Source organism: Pseudomonas sp. GW821-FHT01A09 (assembly GCF_058986725.1).
In genome coordinates this window covers 52449-67431 of the sequence record NZ_JBYSWB010000030.1, presented here as the reverse complement: position 1 = coordinate 67431, position 14983 = coordinate 52449, and the positions used below count along the sequence as shown (strand labels likewise).

Sequence of the window (14983 nt, the reverse complement as noted above, 5' to 3'; positions counted from 1 at the left end):
TTTTTTCGTCCGAAAAACCCACTTTGTGCCACTTCTCTCCACTCGCGCACACTATAGGAACCCGGCTGCCACACCGTCAAGGCGCGCACATGACGAAAAGCCTTACAGATCGGAGATTTACAACGCATTTGGAATACAAAAGGGCAAAAAGGGGGGGATTTGGGAACAACAACGTTTGATAAATCAGGCAACTAGCGACCAAAGTTAAAGTGATTTATCAAGAGTAAGAATTTTTCGGGATTACGACGAGGGGTAACCGGATGGCGTTTCGCCAATGATGCGGGGAAAAGAGGTGGAGAGTCGATCTGTAAGCCGGGTTCTGTCGAGGACAGTCATTCCTCTACGGTGGCCATCACTGGACACCTTTAGCAACCTACCCGGTTCCAACGCGGGCCGCGCCATATGGAACCCTATTTGGTCTTGCTCCGAGTGGGGTTTACCTTGACCACGAACTGTTGCCAGTCGCGCGGTGCGCTCTTACCGCACCTTTTCACCCTTACCGGCGCCGAAGCGCTTAGGCGGTTATTTTCTGTGGCACTTTCCGTAGGCTCACGCCCCCCAGGTATTACCTGGCACTCCGCCCTATGGAGCCCGGACTTTCCTCCCCCCCCTTTTGCGGAACAAAAGAAGGCAGCGACTGTCCGATCGACTCTCCGCCGGCAAGATTAACGGCAGCAGCCCTCAAGAACAAGCTTTATCGCGGCTTGAGGGGACGTGTGGACAGCGGCCATTCGCCGCGTAGCGGCACCGCCGCCCCCAGTAGCGGGGGGGCTTGCCCCCGACAAGACGTGCCAACGACGAAAAACTGCCGACTGTTTTCGGGGGCAAGCCCCCCCGCTACAGGATCAGTCCTTCTGTTTTTCCAGCGCCGCCTGATACAGCAGGTTTTTGCGCACCCCAGTGATTTGCGCCGCCAACGCCGCCGCTCGCTTGAGGGGCATCTCCTTGAGCAGCAGATCGAGGATGCGCATCACCTCGGCACTGACCGCCTCATCACTCTCGGGTGCGGTCCAGCCGGCGACCAGCACCACACACTCGCCGCGCTGCTGATTGCTGTCGCCCTCGACGAAGGCGCGAAGTTCGGCCAGCGGCAGGCCCTTGAGCGTCTCGAACGTCTTGGTCAGTTCCCGCGCCAGCAGTGCCGGACGCTCCGGCCCGAACACCTGCTCCATGTCCTGCAGGCACTCGAGGATCCGGTGCGGCGCTTCGTAGAAGATCAGCGTGCGCGGCTCCTCCCGCACCTGCTCGAGGCGCGCCTTGCGCCCGGCGGTCTTGGCTGGCAGAAAACCTTCGAAGATGAAACGATCGGACGGCAGCCCCGCCGCCGAAAGCGCGGCGATCAGGGCACAGGCGCCCGGGACTGGCACCACCGGCACACCAGCGGCCCGCGCCTGACGCACCAGATGATAGCCAGGGTCGGAGATCAGCGGCGTGCCGGCATCGGAGATCAATGCCACATTGTCACCCGCCAGCAGACGCGTAATGAAACGGCTGCCTTCTTCGCGCTCGTTGTGCTCATGGCAGGCCGCCAACGGCGTTTCGATCCCGAAATGCTGCAGCAGACGGATCGAGTGGCGCGTGTCCTCGGCCGCGATCAGGGCCACATCGGCGAGCACCTTGAGGGCGCGCGCGCTCATGTCATCAAGATTGCCGATGGGCGTTGCCACTACATAAAGTGTGCCAGTCGTGGAATTCAAAGCGCCCGTCACAGTCACAGCACACACCTTATGGTTTGGCAAAAGATCCATTGTACCGCCTTGCGCGGATCGGTCGACACTCGATGCAACGCGACCGCCGCAAGGGCGCGGAGATCTTTTGCAACCACTGGCCCGATGCATCGAAGCTTTCACACCAGTAACATCGCGCCCAAGCCAGTGCTTGGGTACAATTGCTCGATTAAACCGAACCGGTATCAGGAAGATCTAAATGATAGCTTGCCTGCGGCTGCTGACCGCCCTTTGCCTCGCTGCCTTGCTGGCCGCCTGCGCCAGCTCCCCGTCGTCGACCCTGGGTGAACTGCCACGCACGCCGGACGCGAGCATCGAACAACTGCTCGAAAAAGCCGCCTCCGCCAAGCCGGAAGAAGCCGCACTGCTGCGCCTCAGCGCCGCCGACCAGGCCTCGCGCCAGGGTGATGCGGCCCGCGCCACGCAAATCCTCGGCACGGTGCCGCTGGACTCGCTCAAGCCCGCCCAGCAGATCTTCGCGGCGACCCTCAGCGCCGAACTGGCGATGACCCGCAACGACGCCAAGGCTGCCCTGAGCGCCCTGAACCACCCGAGCATGAGCCATCTGGCGGAGCTGCCGGTCGAGCAGCAGATCCGCACCTCGACGGTGAAGGCCAAGGCTCTCGAAGCCGACAACCAGACGCTGGCCGCAGCCCGTGAACGGATCTTCATCGCACCACTGCTCAGTGGCGCCGAAGCCGCAACCAACCAGGATGCCATCTGGTCGCTGGTAATGGCCCTGCCTCCCGAACAACTGCAGGCCACCAGCAACGACGACCTCGGTGGCTGGCTGAGCCTGGCCCTGGCAGCCAAGACCCCGGGCACTTTGCAACAACAACAGGCCGCCATCGACAACTGGGTCGCGCAGCACCCCAACCATCCCGCGGCCAAGCAGTTGCCGCAACAGCTGGTGACCATCAAGAACCTCAAGAACCAGCCACTGGACAAAATCGCCCTGCTGCTGCCGCAACAGGGCCAGCTCGTCTCAGTGGCACGCGCCCTGCGTGAAGGCTTCATGGCCGCGCAATTCCAGGCCCAGCAGAGCGGCCAGAAAGTCCCGGCCATCGAGATCTACGACAGCTCGCGGATCACCTCCATGGACGACTTCTACCGCCAGGCCCAGGCGGCCGGTGTGCAGCTGGTAGTCGGCCCACTGGAGAAGAATCTGGTCAAGCAACTCAGCGCCAAACCGCAGCTGCCACTGCCCACCCTCGCACTCAATTACAGCGACTCGACCCAGGCCGGCCCACCCCAGCTGTTCCAGTTCGGCCTGGCTGCCGAAGACGAAGCCCATGAAGTCGCGCGCCGCGCTCGTGCCGATGGCCTGCACAACGCTGCCGCCATGGTGCCGAAAGGCGAATGGGGTGATCGTGTGCTGGCGGCCTTCCGTCAGGATTGGGAAGGCGGTGGCGGCAAGATCATGGCCGTCGAACGCGTCGACCAGCCCGTAGCTCTGGCCAACCAGATCGCCGAAATGTTCCAGCTGCGTGGCGCTGGCAATACCACTGGTGCGACGCCGACCCGCCGCCAGGACATCGACTTCATCTTCCTCGCCGCCACGCCGCAGCTGGCACAGCAGATCAAACCAACCCTGAACTACCAGTACGCGGCCGATGTGCCTGTCTATGCCACTTCCCATGTCTATAGCGCCAGTGGCGATCAGGCCCAGTACAACGACATGGCCGGCGTGCGCTTCTGCGAAACCCCTTGGCTGCTGGACACCGGCAACGCCCTGCGTCAGCAAGTGGTACGCCAATGGCCGCAGTCGGCTGGCAGCCTCGGCCGCCTTTATGCCATGGGCGCCGACGCGTTCCTGCTGGCGCCACGCCTGGATCAACTCAAGGCGCTGCCGGACAACCGCGTAGACGGCCTCTCGGGCAGCCTGAGCATGACCACCAGCCAGCGCATCGAGCGTCAGCTGCCGTGGGCGCAATTCGACGGCGGGCAGGTCAAGCGCCTTCCCGATACGCCGCGCTGATGCCCGCACCGCTTTCCTCGCCGCAGAGCAGTCAGCGCAGCGGCCAGCAAGCCGAGCAGTGGGCCGAGCGCCACCTGCTCGCGAATGGTTTGCGCACGCTGTTCAAGAACTGGCGCTGCAAACGAGGTGAGCTGGATCTGGTCATGGTTGATGGCGATACAGTAGTATTCGTCGAAGTTCGCTATCGCCTGCATTCACGATGGGGCGGAGCGGCAGGCAGTGTCGATGCCGGCAAGCGCAAGAAGCTTGTGTTGGCCGCCCAGTATTTTCTGTTGCACGAACCGCGCTGGGCTGATTCCCCCTGCCGGTTCGACGTGATCGCCATTGAAGGCAGCGATCCTTCGACAGCAGGTCTCAACTGGCTGAAAAACGCTTTCGAGAGCTGATGCGCGATGTTTATCACACCCCTTTTCGTACTCACGACTTCTAACGCTTTGCTTCGCGGGCTGCACATTCATGTGCCGGGCAGCATTCGAGACCACTCGATACTCCCCGACCAGCCGCCCTACTTAAGGTCTCATTGATGGACATGCAATCCCGAATTCGCCAGCTTTTTCAGGCTAGTATCGATACCAAGCAACAGGCGATGGAAGTCCTTGCACCGTACATCGAACAAGCCAGTCAGGTGATGGTCAACACCCTGCTCTGCGACGGCAAGATGCTGTCCTGCGGCAACGGCGGCTCGGCCGGCGACGCCCAGCACTTCTCTTCCGAACTGCTCAACCGCTTCGAGCGCGAGCGCCCCAGCCTGCCGGCGATCGCACTGACCACCGACAGCTCGACGATCACCTCGATCGCCAACGACTACAGCTACAACGAAATCTTCTCCAAGCAGATCCGCGCCCTGGGCCAACCCGGCGACGTACTGCTGGCGATCTCCACCAGCGGCAACTCCGCAAATATCATTCAAGCCATCCAGGCAGCACATGATCGGGAAATGATTGTCGTAGCCCTGACCGGTCGCGATGGCGGCGGCATGGCGTCGCTGCTGCTGCCTGAAGACGTCGAAATCCGCGTACCCGCTACCGTCACCGCTCGTATCCAGGAAGTCCACCTGCTGGCGATCCACTGCCTCTGCGATCTGATCGACAGCCAATTGTTCGGGAGTGAAGAATGACCCCTAATCGCCTTGGCCTCATGGCCCTGACCCTGTGCCTGACCCTGTCCGGCTGCAGCTCGGTAATTACCGCTACCCGCGACAAACCCATCGACGACGATCGCGGCACCCGCACCTTCGGCAGCAAGATCGACGACTCATTGATCGAAACCAAAGTGAAGGTCAACGTGGCCAAGGCCAGCCCGGATCTGGACACCAACTCGCACATCGTGGTGACCAGCTATAACGGCGTGGTCCTGCTGGCCGGGCAAACGCCACGGGCCGACCTCAAGGCCGCCGCCGAGCAGGCCGCCGGCCAGGTCCAACGCGTGAAACTGGTCCACAACGAACTGCAGGTGCTCGAACCCTCCTCACTGCTGGCGCGCAACAACGACGCCTGGCTGACCACCAAGATCAAGACGCAGATGCTGACGGACGCCAGCGTCCCAGGCTCGCGCATCAAGGTCGTCACCGAGAACGGCATCGTCTATCTGCTCGGCCTCGTCACCCAACAGGAAGGCGCCCAGGCCACCAATCTGGTACAGAGCGTTTCTGGCGTACAGAAGATCGTCAAACTGTTCGAATACATCAACTGATCGCCACGCGATCCGCACAAAAAAGGCGACCTCAGGGGTCGCCTTTTTTTGTACGTCGAGCCAGGTCGCCGTTACTTCACGACCTTGAGGCTCGGCCGGCCAGTGGGGCGCGGCGGCTGGCCATCTGGCGGCGGCACGTCATCATCGGCATCGACCTCTTCGGTGAAGTCGAGTTCTTCCTCGTCGATATCCGAAGTTTCCAGATCGAAGACCATGCCTTGGCCGTTCTCGCGCGCATAAATACCGAGAATCGCGCCCACAGGCACGAACAGGCTGTGCGGAACACCGCCAAAGCGCCCTTCGAAGCTCACGGCGTCGTTGTCCATGTGCAAATGGCGGACGGCACTGGGCGATACGTTCAAGACAATCTGGCCATCGCTGGCGAAGCCCTGAGGGACCTGCACCTCAGCGTAATCGGCATTGACCAGCATGTGGGGGGTGCAATCGTTATCCACGATCCACTCGTAGAGCGCTCGCACAAGATAGGGACGACTGGAGTTCATCATGGCTCCTTGAAAACTTAACGCATTTCACGTTCGGCGGCTGAGAGACTTGCCTGGAAAGCCTCTCGGGCGAATTGGCGATCCATGTAATCGAGCAGTGGCTTGGCCGGCCGCGGCAGCTCGATCCCCAGGATGGGCAGGCGCCAAAGTATGGGTAATAGACAGCAATCTACAAGACTTTGCTCATCACTCAAGAAAAACGGCTTGTCCGCGAACAGCGGAGAAACCCCGGTAAGACTCTCGCGCAGCTCCTTGCGTGGCTGCACCCGAGCGCTCTCCTTGGTGCGCGGATCGAGGATGGTATCGACCAAGCCACACCAGTCGCGCTGGATGCGATGCATCAGCAAACGGCTGTTGGCGCGAGCGACAGGGTAAACGGGCAGTAGCGGCGGGTGCGGATAACGCTCGTCGAGATACTCCATGACGACCGTCGACTCGTACAGCGCCAGGTCACGATCGACCAGCGTCGGCACGCTGGCGTAGGGATTCACTTCGATCAACTTGGCAGGCTGACGCCCGGCAACGACATCGATGATCTCGGCGCTGACACCCTTCTCGGCCAGCACGATGCGCACTCGGTGAGAATAGTGGTCGGCGGGGTCGGAGTAACAGGCCAACCGATTGGTCACGCCCATGGCGGTCCTCCTCGCGTATAAAAATAATGGATCTGCAGATACGAACGCGCCCGCAGTCGCCCCTGGCATGACCCGGATCCAGCACTCGCCACGAGCAGCAAAACCCTGCTCATCGGGCGGCCAATCCATGGGTCATCGCACGGAGACGCCCGAGGGCGCGCGCAATAGGGGCTGAATATTACAGCAATTTCAATGCACATCCTTCCAGTATTCGCGCTTGAGCAAGAAAGCGAAGCCCAAGAACACCACAAGATATGACAGCACGTACAAGCCGATTCGCTGACTCTGCAACTTGACCGGGTTGGCGGAGTACGCGAGGAAGGTCACCAGATTCTTGACCTTTGCATCGAACTGCGCGGGCGGCAGCCGCGCCTGCAACGACTCAAGGACATTGGGCATGCCGACGCCGGGCAGCACATGGTTATTCACGCCCCAAGGCCGCGTCGCGTCCGGATAGAACCCGCGCAGATAGCCATACAGCCAGTCGTTGCCACGCACCCGCGCGACCAGCGTCAGATCGGGCGGCGCGGCGCCGAACCAGAGCTTGCCGTCGCTCGCCCGCAGGCTGCTGGCCATGGGATCACCGATCTTGGCGCCGCTGAACACCAACTCCTTGAGCATCTGCTCATGGGCGATCCCCAGGTCGTCGGCAACGCGCTCGTAGCGCTGAAATTTCGCCCCATGGCAGCCCATGCAGTAGTTGACGAACGTATGCGCGCCGTCCTGCAATGCCGACCGGTCCGCCAGATCGATATCAACCCGCTCCCGCGGCGCCTCCTGGGCCAGCGCCAGCGCCGGGCACAGCCACATCAGGCACAACAGCAATACGACCTTGATCATCGAGTCACCCGCTCCGGCACGGGCCTGGTACGTTCTCGACGGGTGTAGAACGGCATCGTCAGGAAGTAGGCGAAATACACCAGGGTAAAGATCCGCGAGAGCCACGTGCCCATTGGCGTCGGCGCCTGCGCACCCAAGGCCCCCAGCGCCACGAAGGCCACACAGAACGACGCCAGCGCCACGCGGCTGACCCACCCCTTGTAGCGCATCGACTTGACTCGACTGCGATCAAGCCAGGGCAGCACGAACAGCAAGGCGATCGCCGCCCCCATGGCTATCACTCCCAGCAGCTTGCCAGGAACGGCCCGCAGGATGGCATAGAAGGGCGTGAAGTACCACACCGGGGCAATATGCTCTGGCGTCTTGAAGGCGTTGGCCTGCTCGAAGTTGGCCCCTTCGAGAAAGTACCCGCCCATCTGCGGAAAGAAAAACACCACCGCACAGAACACCAGCAGAAAGATCCCGACGCCCAGCAGGTCCTTGACCGTGTAATACGGATGAAACGGAATCCCGTCGAGCGGACGCCCCGCCTCGTCCCTGTGCAGCTTGATATCAACGCCATCCGGGTTGTTGGACCCGACATGATGCAAGGCCAGGATATGCAACACCACCAGACCAACGACCACGATCGGCAGGGCAATCACGTGCAAGGCGAAAAAACGATTGAGGGTAATGCCCGAGATCAGGTAATCGCCGCGAATCCATTGAGCCAGCTCGCCGCCGATCAGCGGAATGGCACCGAACAGCGAAATGATCACCTGCGCGCCCCAATAGGACATCTGCCCCCACGGCAGCAGATAGCCTGTGAACGCCTCGGCCATGAGCGTCAGATAGATCAGCATGCCGAAGATCCACACCAGCTCTCGCGGCTTCTGGTAAGAGCCATAGAGTAGACCACGGAACATGTGCAGGTAAATCACGATAAAAAACGCCGAGGCCCCGGTGGAGTGCATATAGCGCAGGATCCAGCCGAAGGGCACGTCGCGCATGATGGACTCGATCGAAGCGAAAGCGCCCTCGGCCGTGGGCGTGTAGTTCATGGCCAGCCAGATGCCGGTCAGCACCTGATTGACCAGCACCAGCAAGGCCAGCGAGCCGAAGACGTACAAAAAATTCAGGTTCTTCGGCACGTAGTAGTGGGTCATGTGCTCGCGAATGGTCTTGGTGACCGGCAGGCGCGCATCCACCCAATCCATCAACTTGCCCATTAACCGTGCTCCTGATCGATACCTATGACGATGATGTCGGCCGACTCATAGGCGTGGGGCGGCACCGGCAGGTTCAGCGGCGCGGGCTGCGACTTGTACACCCGCCCGGCGAGATCGTAGCGCGAACCATGGCAGGGGCAGTAATACCCACCGACCCAGTCGGCACCCAGATCGACGGGGGCGACTTCCGGGCGAAACGTCGGCGAACAGCCAAAGTGCGTGCAGATGCCGACCACCAGCAGAATTTCAGGTTTGATGGAGCGCAGGCGATGGTCGACATAATCCGGCTGCACCGAATCCTCGGACTGCGGATCGGCCAGTTGCGGGGTGACCTTGCCCAGATTGGCCAGGATCGCCTCGCCGCGACGCAGCACGAACACTGGTTGCCCACGCCACTCGGCAACCATCTGCTGCCCGGGCTCGAGCTTGCCGACATTGATGCGCACCGGCGCGCCCGCCGCCTTGGCCCGCGCGCCCGGCGACCAGGAGCCGATAAAAGGCACCGCAGCACCTGCAGCGCCCACCGCACCGACCGCCGAGGTCGCAGCCACCAGGAAGCGGCGCCGACCCGGATTGATGTTCTCGTCGCCCATCGGGCCCTTCGCTGTCAATTGCGCGCCTGCGTCATCACACATCTTCTCGTTCCATAAGACGAAAAAAAACCCGGCTCGTTTAGGAACCGGGTTTTTCTGGGCTCGAAAGCCAGTACCAGAAAGCGAATTAACGCTTGGAGTACTGTGGACGCTTACGTGCTTTACGCAGACCGACTTTCTTACGTTCAACTTCACGAGCATCGCGAGTCACGAAGCCAGCTTTGCGCAGAGCGCCACGCAGGGTTTCGTCGTACTGCATCAGAGCGCGAGTGATACCGTGACGGATCGCACCGGCCTGACCGCTGACACCACCACCGATAACGGTGACGTAGATGTCGAACTTGGCGGTGGTCTCGGTCAGTTCCAGCGGCTGACGAACTACCATGCGGGCAGTTTCGCGACCGAAGAAAGTGTCGAGAGTACGGTTGTTGATGGAGATGTTACCGGTACCCGGACGCAGGAAAACGCGTGCGGTTGCGGTCTTGCGACGGCCAGTGCCGTAATTTTGAGTCGCCGACATAGGGAACTATTCTCTTAAAACTTCAGTTCTTGGGGCTGCTGAGCAGTATGAGGGTGTACAGTGCCCGCATAGACTTTCAGCTTACGATACATGTCGCGACCCAGCGGGTTCTTAGGCAGCATGCCTTTGACCGCGGTCTCGATCACGCGCTCAGGAGCTTTGGCGATCAGCTTTTCGAAGTTGATCGACTTGATCCCGCCCGGAAAACCGGAGTGAGAGAAGTACATTTTGTCGGTGGTTTTGGCACCGGTCACACGTACCTGCTCAGCGTTGATGACGACGATGTAGTCACCGGTGTCAACGTGCGGAGTGTATTCAGGCTTGTGCTTGCCACGCAGGCGGCTCGCGATTTCGGTAGCCAAACGACCCAGGGTCTGGCCAGCGGCGTCGACGACGAACCAGTCGCGCTGTACTGTTTCTGGTTTAGCAGTAAAAGTTTTCATTCTTTATAGCCTCAGGGGCCGCCCAGCAAAATAGACGGCGGATCTTACTGAATAGTGCGTACTTTGACAAGTCAAAGGCAGCCGGATACAGACGCTATCGGGGGCTCGGGTCAGCGCGTCCGTTCAACGGCAAGATTCTTCGGCGGCGGCGCATCACTTCCACTGCAGAAAGAGCAGGCGGATTATCCAGATTGACGGAGAAATTTCAAGCTGCTTTTTAAAACGCGCCGGGTTTTGCCGCAGATTTGTGCCGTGACTGGACAGCAGTGTCGAAAAATAAGACGATCCAGCCGTCATATGACCGCTATCCCCTATAAGCGGCCTCCTATAAAAGATCCAACAAGAACAAGATGCCCATGACCACCACGTCCCCTGCCCCGGCGCCGCGCAGGATCCACATCCTGGCCATCGACAAGGTGTTCGCCACCACCGCGATGCAGGCCAAGGATCTGTTTCACCTGGCCGACCTGCGCCATGGTCGCCTGCCGGATTCACCGACCACCACGCCATCACTTCCCGGTATCGCGCGCCTGGAAACCCGCCTCGTCAGCCCCGACGGTCAGCCCGCCTGCACCTTCAGTGGTGTGCGGCTACCGGTCGATGGCGGCCTGGAAGACGCCGATGTGATCATCCTGCCGGCCTTTGGCGGCGACTTCGATGCCCTGCAGGCGCGCTACCCGCAGATACTGCCCTGGCTGTGCGCCCAGCATGCGCGCGGCGCTACCCTATGTGCCGAAGCCAGCGGCGTGTACTGGCTGGCCGAGGCCGGCCTGCTGGACGGCAAGGAAGCCACCACTTACTGGCGCTTTTTCGACGACTTCGCCCAGCGCTATCCGCGGGTGACGCTGAACCGCGACAAGCACCTGACCGACGGCGATTCACTGTACTGCGCGGCCGGATCGACCTCGTCCTGCGATCTTTACGTGTATCTGATCGAGCGCTTCTGCGGCGTGGCTGTGGCGCAAGCGGTGTCGCGGGAGATTCTGTTCAAGGTACAGCGCAACTATTCACCCGGCAGGCTCGGGTTCGGCGGCCAGAAGCTGCATCACGACCCGACCATCCTCGGCATCCAGCAGTGGCTCGAGGTGCATTTCGCCGAGAAATTCCGCTTCGAGGATGTGGCGCGCGAGCACGGCATGAGCATTCGCAATTTCATGCGCCGCTTTCATACCGCCACGGGGGACAAGCCGCTGCATTATCTGCAACGGCTGCGCATCGAAACCGCCAAGGGGCTGCTGTCGGCGACGCGCAAGAGCATCAAGACCATCAGCTACGAAGTGGGCTACGACGACGCCAGCTTCTTCGCCCGGCTGTTTCGTCATCACACGCAGCTATCGCCGAATCAGTATCGGCAGCAGTTCATGCAGGAGTCCTAGGCGCTTGCGAGGGCCTCTTCGCGGGCAAGCCCGGCTCCCACAGTGCAAACCGGCCTGAGCCGAACACCTGTGGGAGCACAGCTTGCTGGCGAAGGGGCCGGCACGGTTTGCGCAAGACCATAGAATCTCCCACAAGTTACGTATCGTCCTGCGGGAGCGGGCTTGCGCGTTCGGCAGCGAAGTCAGGGCTTGTGCGCGCGAGTCAGGAACTCGTGGGACTGCATCTCCAGCAGTCGGCTCAGGGTGCGCTGGAACTCGAAGTTCAAGCGCCCGCCGGTGTACAGGTCCTTGAGCTCCACTTCAGCGGAAATGATCAGCTTGACGTTGCGATCGTAGAACTCGTCGACCATGTTGATGAACCGGCGCGCGATGTCATCGATGGTCACACTCATCTGCTCCACATCGCTGAGCAGCACGGTGTTGAAGATCTTGCCCAGCTCGATGTAGTCGTTCTGGCTGCGCGGGCCATCGCAGAGCTCGCGAAACTGGAACCAGGCCACATCGTCACAGGTACGCAGGGCCTTGATCTCGCGGTTCTCGATCATCAGCGGGTCGTTTTCCTTGACCTTGGTGCTGTTGTTGGTCAGCGCCTTGAAGCTGTCCTGCATGCTCTTCTCGGCCGCTGCATCGAGCGGACAATGGAACAGTTCGGCCTGCTCGAGGTGGCGCAGACGATAATCGACGCCGCTGTCGACGTTGACCACTTCGGTGAACTGCTTGATCAACGCGATGGCTGGCAGGAAGCGCGCGCGCTGCAGGCCATCCTTGTACAGGCCGTCGGGGACGATGTTGGAGGTCGCCACCAGGGTCACGCCGTTCTTGAACAGCTCTTCCATCAGGGTGCCGAGGATCATGGCATCGGTGATATCGGAGACGAAGAACTCGTCGAAGCAGATCACCCGCGCCTCATCGGAGAAGCGCTTGGCGATCACCGTCAGCGGGTTTTTCTGGTCCTTGAGGGTGCGCATCTCTTCGTGCACGCGCTTCATGAAGCGGTGAAAGTGCGTGCGCACCTTCTGCTCGAACGGCAGCGCGTCGAAAAAGGTATCCACCAGGTAGGTCTTGCCGCGACCGACCCCACCCCAGAAATACAGACCGGTGACCGGCACCTGCTCTTTCTTGCCGAACAGCTTGCCGAACATGCCTGGCTTGTTGTGCTGCGCGGCCACCAGATCATCGTACAGACGCTGCAGATGACGCACGGCGTTTTCCTGAGCGGCATCGTGAAAGAAGTCGGGGCGCTTGAGGTCGGCTTGATATCGTTCTAGAGGCGTCATATTCGTCAGCAAGGCAACAAAAACGGGTCGCCACTGTAGCGGCGCCCCTGATGAATGGCAATGGACTGTGCGACAGGCTGTCGCATCACTCCGCTTGAGGCTGCAACGCTTGCCGCAGAGCCTCTACGGCCTGGTCGCGAACGGCATCGTCGGCAAACTGCGGACCGTCGGCCACGCAGGCACCGTCGAGCCACAGGCTGAAGGCGCTATCCGGCTCGGGGCGCACATCCAGCTCGCCGCCCTGCTGCAGTTGCTTGCTGACGGCGCCAGCGGCCTTGCCGTCGGCGAAACTGCGGGATAGCAGCAACTGTTCGCCATCTGCCGCCAGCAGGCGAAAGCGGAAACTGCCGTCGTCCTCGCGAAAGCTCACGAAGCGCGCGGCCTTGCTGGCTTTTTTCTTGCCGGCGGTAGCCACTTGCACGGGCTCGCGGAACGAGCGCAGGCCCACCGCTTCGCGCAACTGGCCCAGGAACGGCGTGGCTACCTTGCGCGCCTTGGCGGCGCCCGCCTGGAGGATGTCCTCGAGGTCGGCCGGCCGCTGGATCAGTGTCGCGTATTTGTCTCGCGCCTCGCTCAGGTCGGCGTCAAGCAGGGTGAACAGGCGATTCTTGGCCTCGCCCCAGCCCAGACCCTGCAGCAGGTCGGCACGGAATTCGGCGGCTTGTTCCGGCGTCGCGAAGGCTTCGAACAGGGTGAACAGGTGCGAATTGTCCGGATCCTTGGCCTCACCCGGCAAGCGCGAATCGGTGACGATCCGCGAGATCGCCTCCTTCATCTCCTTGGGGCTGCTGAACAACGGGATGGTGTTGTCGTAGCTCTTGGACATCTTGCGCCCGTCCAGGCCCGGCAAGGTGGCGACGCTTTCCTCGATCAGCGCTTCGGGCATGACGAAGAATTCCTTGCCCTGGCCGAACAGGTGGTTGAAGCGCTGGCCGATGTCGCGAGCCATTTCGACGTGCTGGATCTGATCGCGGCCGACGGGCACCTTGTGAGCGTTGAACATCAGGATGTCCGCCGCCATCAGGATCGGGTAGCTGTACAGGCCCATGGTGATGCCGGCATCCGGGTCTTCGCCGGTCTCGACGTTCTTGTCCACCGAGGCTTTGTAGGCGTGCGCGCGGTTGAGCAGGCCCTTGGCCGCGACGCAGGTGAGCAGCCAGGTCAGCTCGGGGATCTCGGGGATGTCGGACTGCCGATAGAAGGTCACTCGATCCACGTCCAGCCCCGCCGCCAGCCAGGTCGCGGCGATCTCCTGGCGCGAACGCTGGATGCGCAGCGGCTCGTCGCACTTGATCAGCGCGTGGTAGTCGGCCAGAAAGTAGAACGAATCGGCATCGCTCTGGCGGCTGGCAACGATGGCCGGGCGGATGGCGCCGGCGTAGTTGCCCAGGTGCGGGGTCCCGGTGGTGGTGATACCGGTGAGGATACGAGTGGCGGTCATGTCGGGTCGCTTAGTCAGGCTGCGGTCAGTTCGAAAGGCGTGGTACGACCAGATCCTTGAGATCGGTCAGCTTGCCATGAAAAAAGTGTCCGCATTCTGCCACTTTCAGCAGCTCATGGGGACGGTCCAGCGCATCGGACCAGTCGTATACCAGCTGCGGCTCGACCACTTCGTCGGTTTCCGGCTGGATGACCGTGATGGGGCAGTGTTGTGGCAGCGGATGCTCGGGCTTGAGGCGCATCACCGCCGGGGCAACCATGAACAAGTGTTTCAAGGTGCTTCCCCGGGCCTCCAGGCGACCGCCGAGGCTGGCGGCGACAAAGCCACCAAAGGAGAAGCCGAACAGCGTCAGCGGCAGCTCAGGGTGCTGGGCCTGCAGCCAGGTGGCCGCCGCCAGGGCGTCATCGACTTCACCGCTGCCCATGTCATGGCTGCCAGCGCTGGCGCCCGTGCCGCGATAATTGAAACGCAACGTGACAAGACCCGCATCCCGCGCAGTGCGCTGCAGCGTCGAGACCACCTTGTTGAGCATGTTGCCGCCCTGCACCGGGTTCGGATGGCAGATCAGCGCCAGGCCGGTGGCATCGGGTGTATCGAGGTACAGCGCTTCCAGTTGGCCCAACGGGCCATCGAGCATCAAGGGGGTTTCGCGGGTGAGCAAGGATGAACTCCGTGACCTCTGATAGGGTCGACTCGTCTAGCTGAAAGATCCTGTCTGACATATTTGCCATCGTAATGCAGTGTACAGTG

The 14983-nt window shown here is 61.4% G+C and carries 16 protein-coding genes and 1 other RNA gene; 5 read left to right on the top strand and 12 right to left on the bottom strand.

Annotated features, from left to right (window positions below; genetic code table 11):
* Window positions 1–292: 292 nt before the first annotated feature.
* Window positions 293–653, bottom strand: an RNA gene (rnpB, locus tag AC3WJP_RS25065) — RNase P RNA component class A.
* 192 nt (window positions 654–845) lie between these two features.
* A complete protein-coding gene (gene rsmI, locus AC3WJP_RS25060; RefSeq protein WP_493722618.1) occupies window positions 846–1748 on the bottom strand; it encodes a 16S rRNA (cytidine(1402)-2'-O)-methyltransferase in 903 nt (300 codons plus the stop codon).
* A 178-nt stretch (window positions 1749–1926) separates the two neighbouring features.
* Between rsmI and AC3WJP_RS25055 the strand changes: the two genes are divergently transcribed.
* The 4 genes from AC3WJP_RS25055 to AC3WJP_RS25040 all read left to right on the top strand — a co-directional run bounded on the left by AC3WJP_RS25055 (window position 1927) and on the right by AC3WJP_RS25040 (window position 5397).
* Window positions 1927–3705, top strand: coding sequence for a penicillin-binding protein activator (locus AC3WJP_RS25055; protein WP_493722617.1), 1779 nt, complete (start codon window positions 1927–1929; stop codon window positions 3703–3705).
* Window positions 3705–4091: a YraN family protein gene (locus tag AC3WJP_RS25050; RefSeq protein WP_493722616.1), complete on the top strand. Its 387-nt coding sequence runs from the start codon at window positions 3705–3707 to the stop codon at window positions 4089–4091. The genes AC3WJP_RS25055 and AC3WJP_RS25050 overlap by 1 nt, the downstream gene beginning before the upstream one ends.
* A 137-nt stretch (window positions 4092–4228) precedes the next feature.
* Complete coding sequence (locus AC3WJP_RS25045; RefSeq protein WP_493722615.1) at window positions 4229–4822, top strand: phosphoheptose isomerase; 594 nt, start codon at window positions 4229–4231, stop codon at window positions 4820–4822.
* On the top strand, window positions 4819–5397 hold the full coding sequence (locus tag AC3WJP_RS25040; protein ID WP_493722614.1) for a BON domain-containing protein: 579 nt from the start codon (window positions 4819–4821) through the stop codon (window positions 5395–5397). Before AC3WJP_RS25045 ends, AC3WJP_RS25040 begins: the two co-directional genes overlap by 4 nt.
* Before the next feature lie 71 nt (window positions 5398–5468).
* On the opposite strand, the gene AC3WJP_RS25035 is transcribed toward AC3WJP_RS25040, so the two are convergent.
* The 7 genes from AC3WJP_RS25035 to rplM form a co-directional block, all read right to left on the bottom strand.
* Entirely contained in the window at window positions 5469–5900 is a 432-nt protein-coding gene (locus AC3WJP_RS25035; RefSeq protein ID WP_493722613.1) for a ClpXP protease specificity-enhancing factor, read from the bottom strand.
* A gap of 17 nt (window positions 5901–5917) precedes the next feature.
* Window positions 5918–6535 (bottom strand): glutathione S-transferase N-terminal domain-containing protein, encoded by a 618-nt coding sequence (locus AC3WJP_RS25030; protein ID WP_493722612.1) that lies wholly within the window; start codon window positions 6533–6535, stop codon window positions 5918–5920.
* Window positions 6536–6724: 189 nt separating this feature from the next.
* Window positions 6725–7372, bottom strand: a complete 648-nt coding sequence (locus AC3WJP_RS25025; protein ID WP_493722636.1) for a cytochrome c1 — start codon at window positions 7370–7372, stop codon at window positions 6725–6727.
* Entirely contained in the window at window positions 7372–8583 is a 1212-nt protein-coding gene (locus tag AC3WJP_RS25020) for a cytochrome b (protein ID WP_493722611.1), read from the bottom strand. Before AC3WJP_RS25020 ends, AC3WJP_RS25025 begins: the two co-directional genes overlap by 1 nt.
* On the bottom strand, window positions 8583–9176 hold the full coding sequence (gene petA, locus AC3WJP_RS25015) for a ubiquinol-cytochrome c reductase iron-sulfur subunit (RefSeq protein ID WP_493722635.1): 594 nt from the start codon (window positions 9174–9176) through the stop codon (window positions 8583–8585). The genes AC3WJP_RS25020 and petA overlap by 1 nt, the downstream gene beginning before the upstream one ends.
* A gap of 127 nt (window positions 9177–9303) precedes the next feature.
* On the bottom strand, window positions 9304–9696 hold the full coding sequence (gene rpsI, locus AC3WJP_RS25010; RefSeq protein ID WP_493722610.1) for a 30S ribosomal protein S9: 393 nt from the start codon (window positions 9694–9696) through the stop codon (window positions 9304–9306).
* 14 nt (window positions 9697–9710) lie between these two features.
* Window positions 9711–10139, bottom strand: a complete 429-nt coding sequence (gene rplM / locus AC3WJP_RS25005) for a 50S ribosomal protein L13 (RefSeq protein WP_493722609.1) — start codon at window positions 10137–10139, stop codon at window positions 9711–9713.
* A gap of 350 nt (window positions 10140–10489) precedes the next feature.
* Between rplM and AC3WJP_RS25000 the strand changes: the two genes are divergently transcribed.
* On the top strand, window positions 10490–11515 hold the full coding sequence (locus tag AC3WJP_RS25000) for a GlxA family transcriptional regulator (protein ID WP_493722608.1): 1026 nt from the start codon (window positions 10490–10492) through the stop codon (window positions 11513–11515).
* Window positions 11516–11697: 182 nt separating this feature from the next.
* On the opposite strand, the gene zapE is transcribed toward AC3WJP_RS25000, so the two are convergent.
* From zapE to AC3WJP_RS24985, 3 genes are all read right to left on the bottom strand, one after another.
* Window positions 11698–12792, bottom strand: a complete 1095-nt coding sequence (zapE, locus tag AC3WJP_RS24995; RefSeq protein WP_493722607.1) for a cell division protein ZapE — start codon at window positions 12790–12792, stop codon at window positions 11698–11700.
* Window positions 12793–12877: 85 nt separating this feature from the next.
* On the bottom strand, window positions 12878–14233 hold the full coding sequence (locus tag AC3WJP_RS24990) for a tryptophan--tRNA ligase (protein ID WP_493722606.1): 1356 nt from the start codon (window positions 14231–14233) through the stop codon (window positions 12878–12880).
* Window positions 14234–14258: 25 nt separating this feature from the next.
* Window positions 14259–14894: an alpha/beta hydrolase gene (locus AC3WJP_RS24985; protein ID WP_493722605.1), complete on the bottom strand. Its 636-nt coding sequence runs from the start codon at window positions 14892–14894 to the stop codon at window positions 14259–14261.
* Window positions 14895–14983 lie beyond the last annotated feature (89 nt).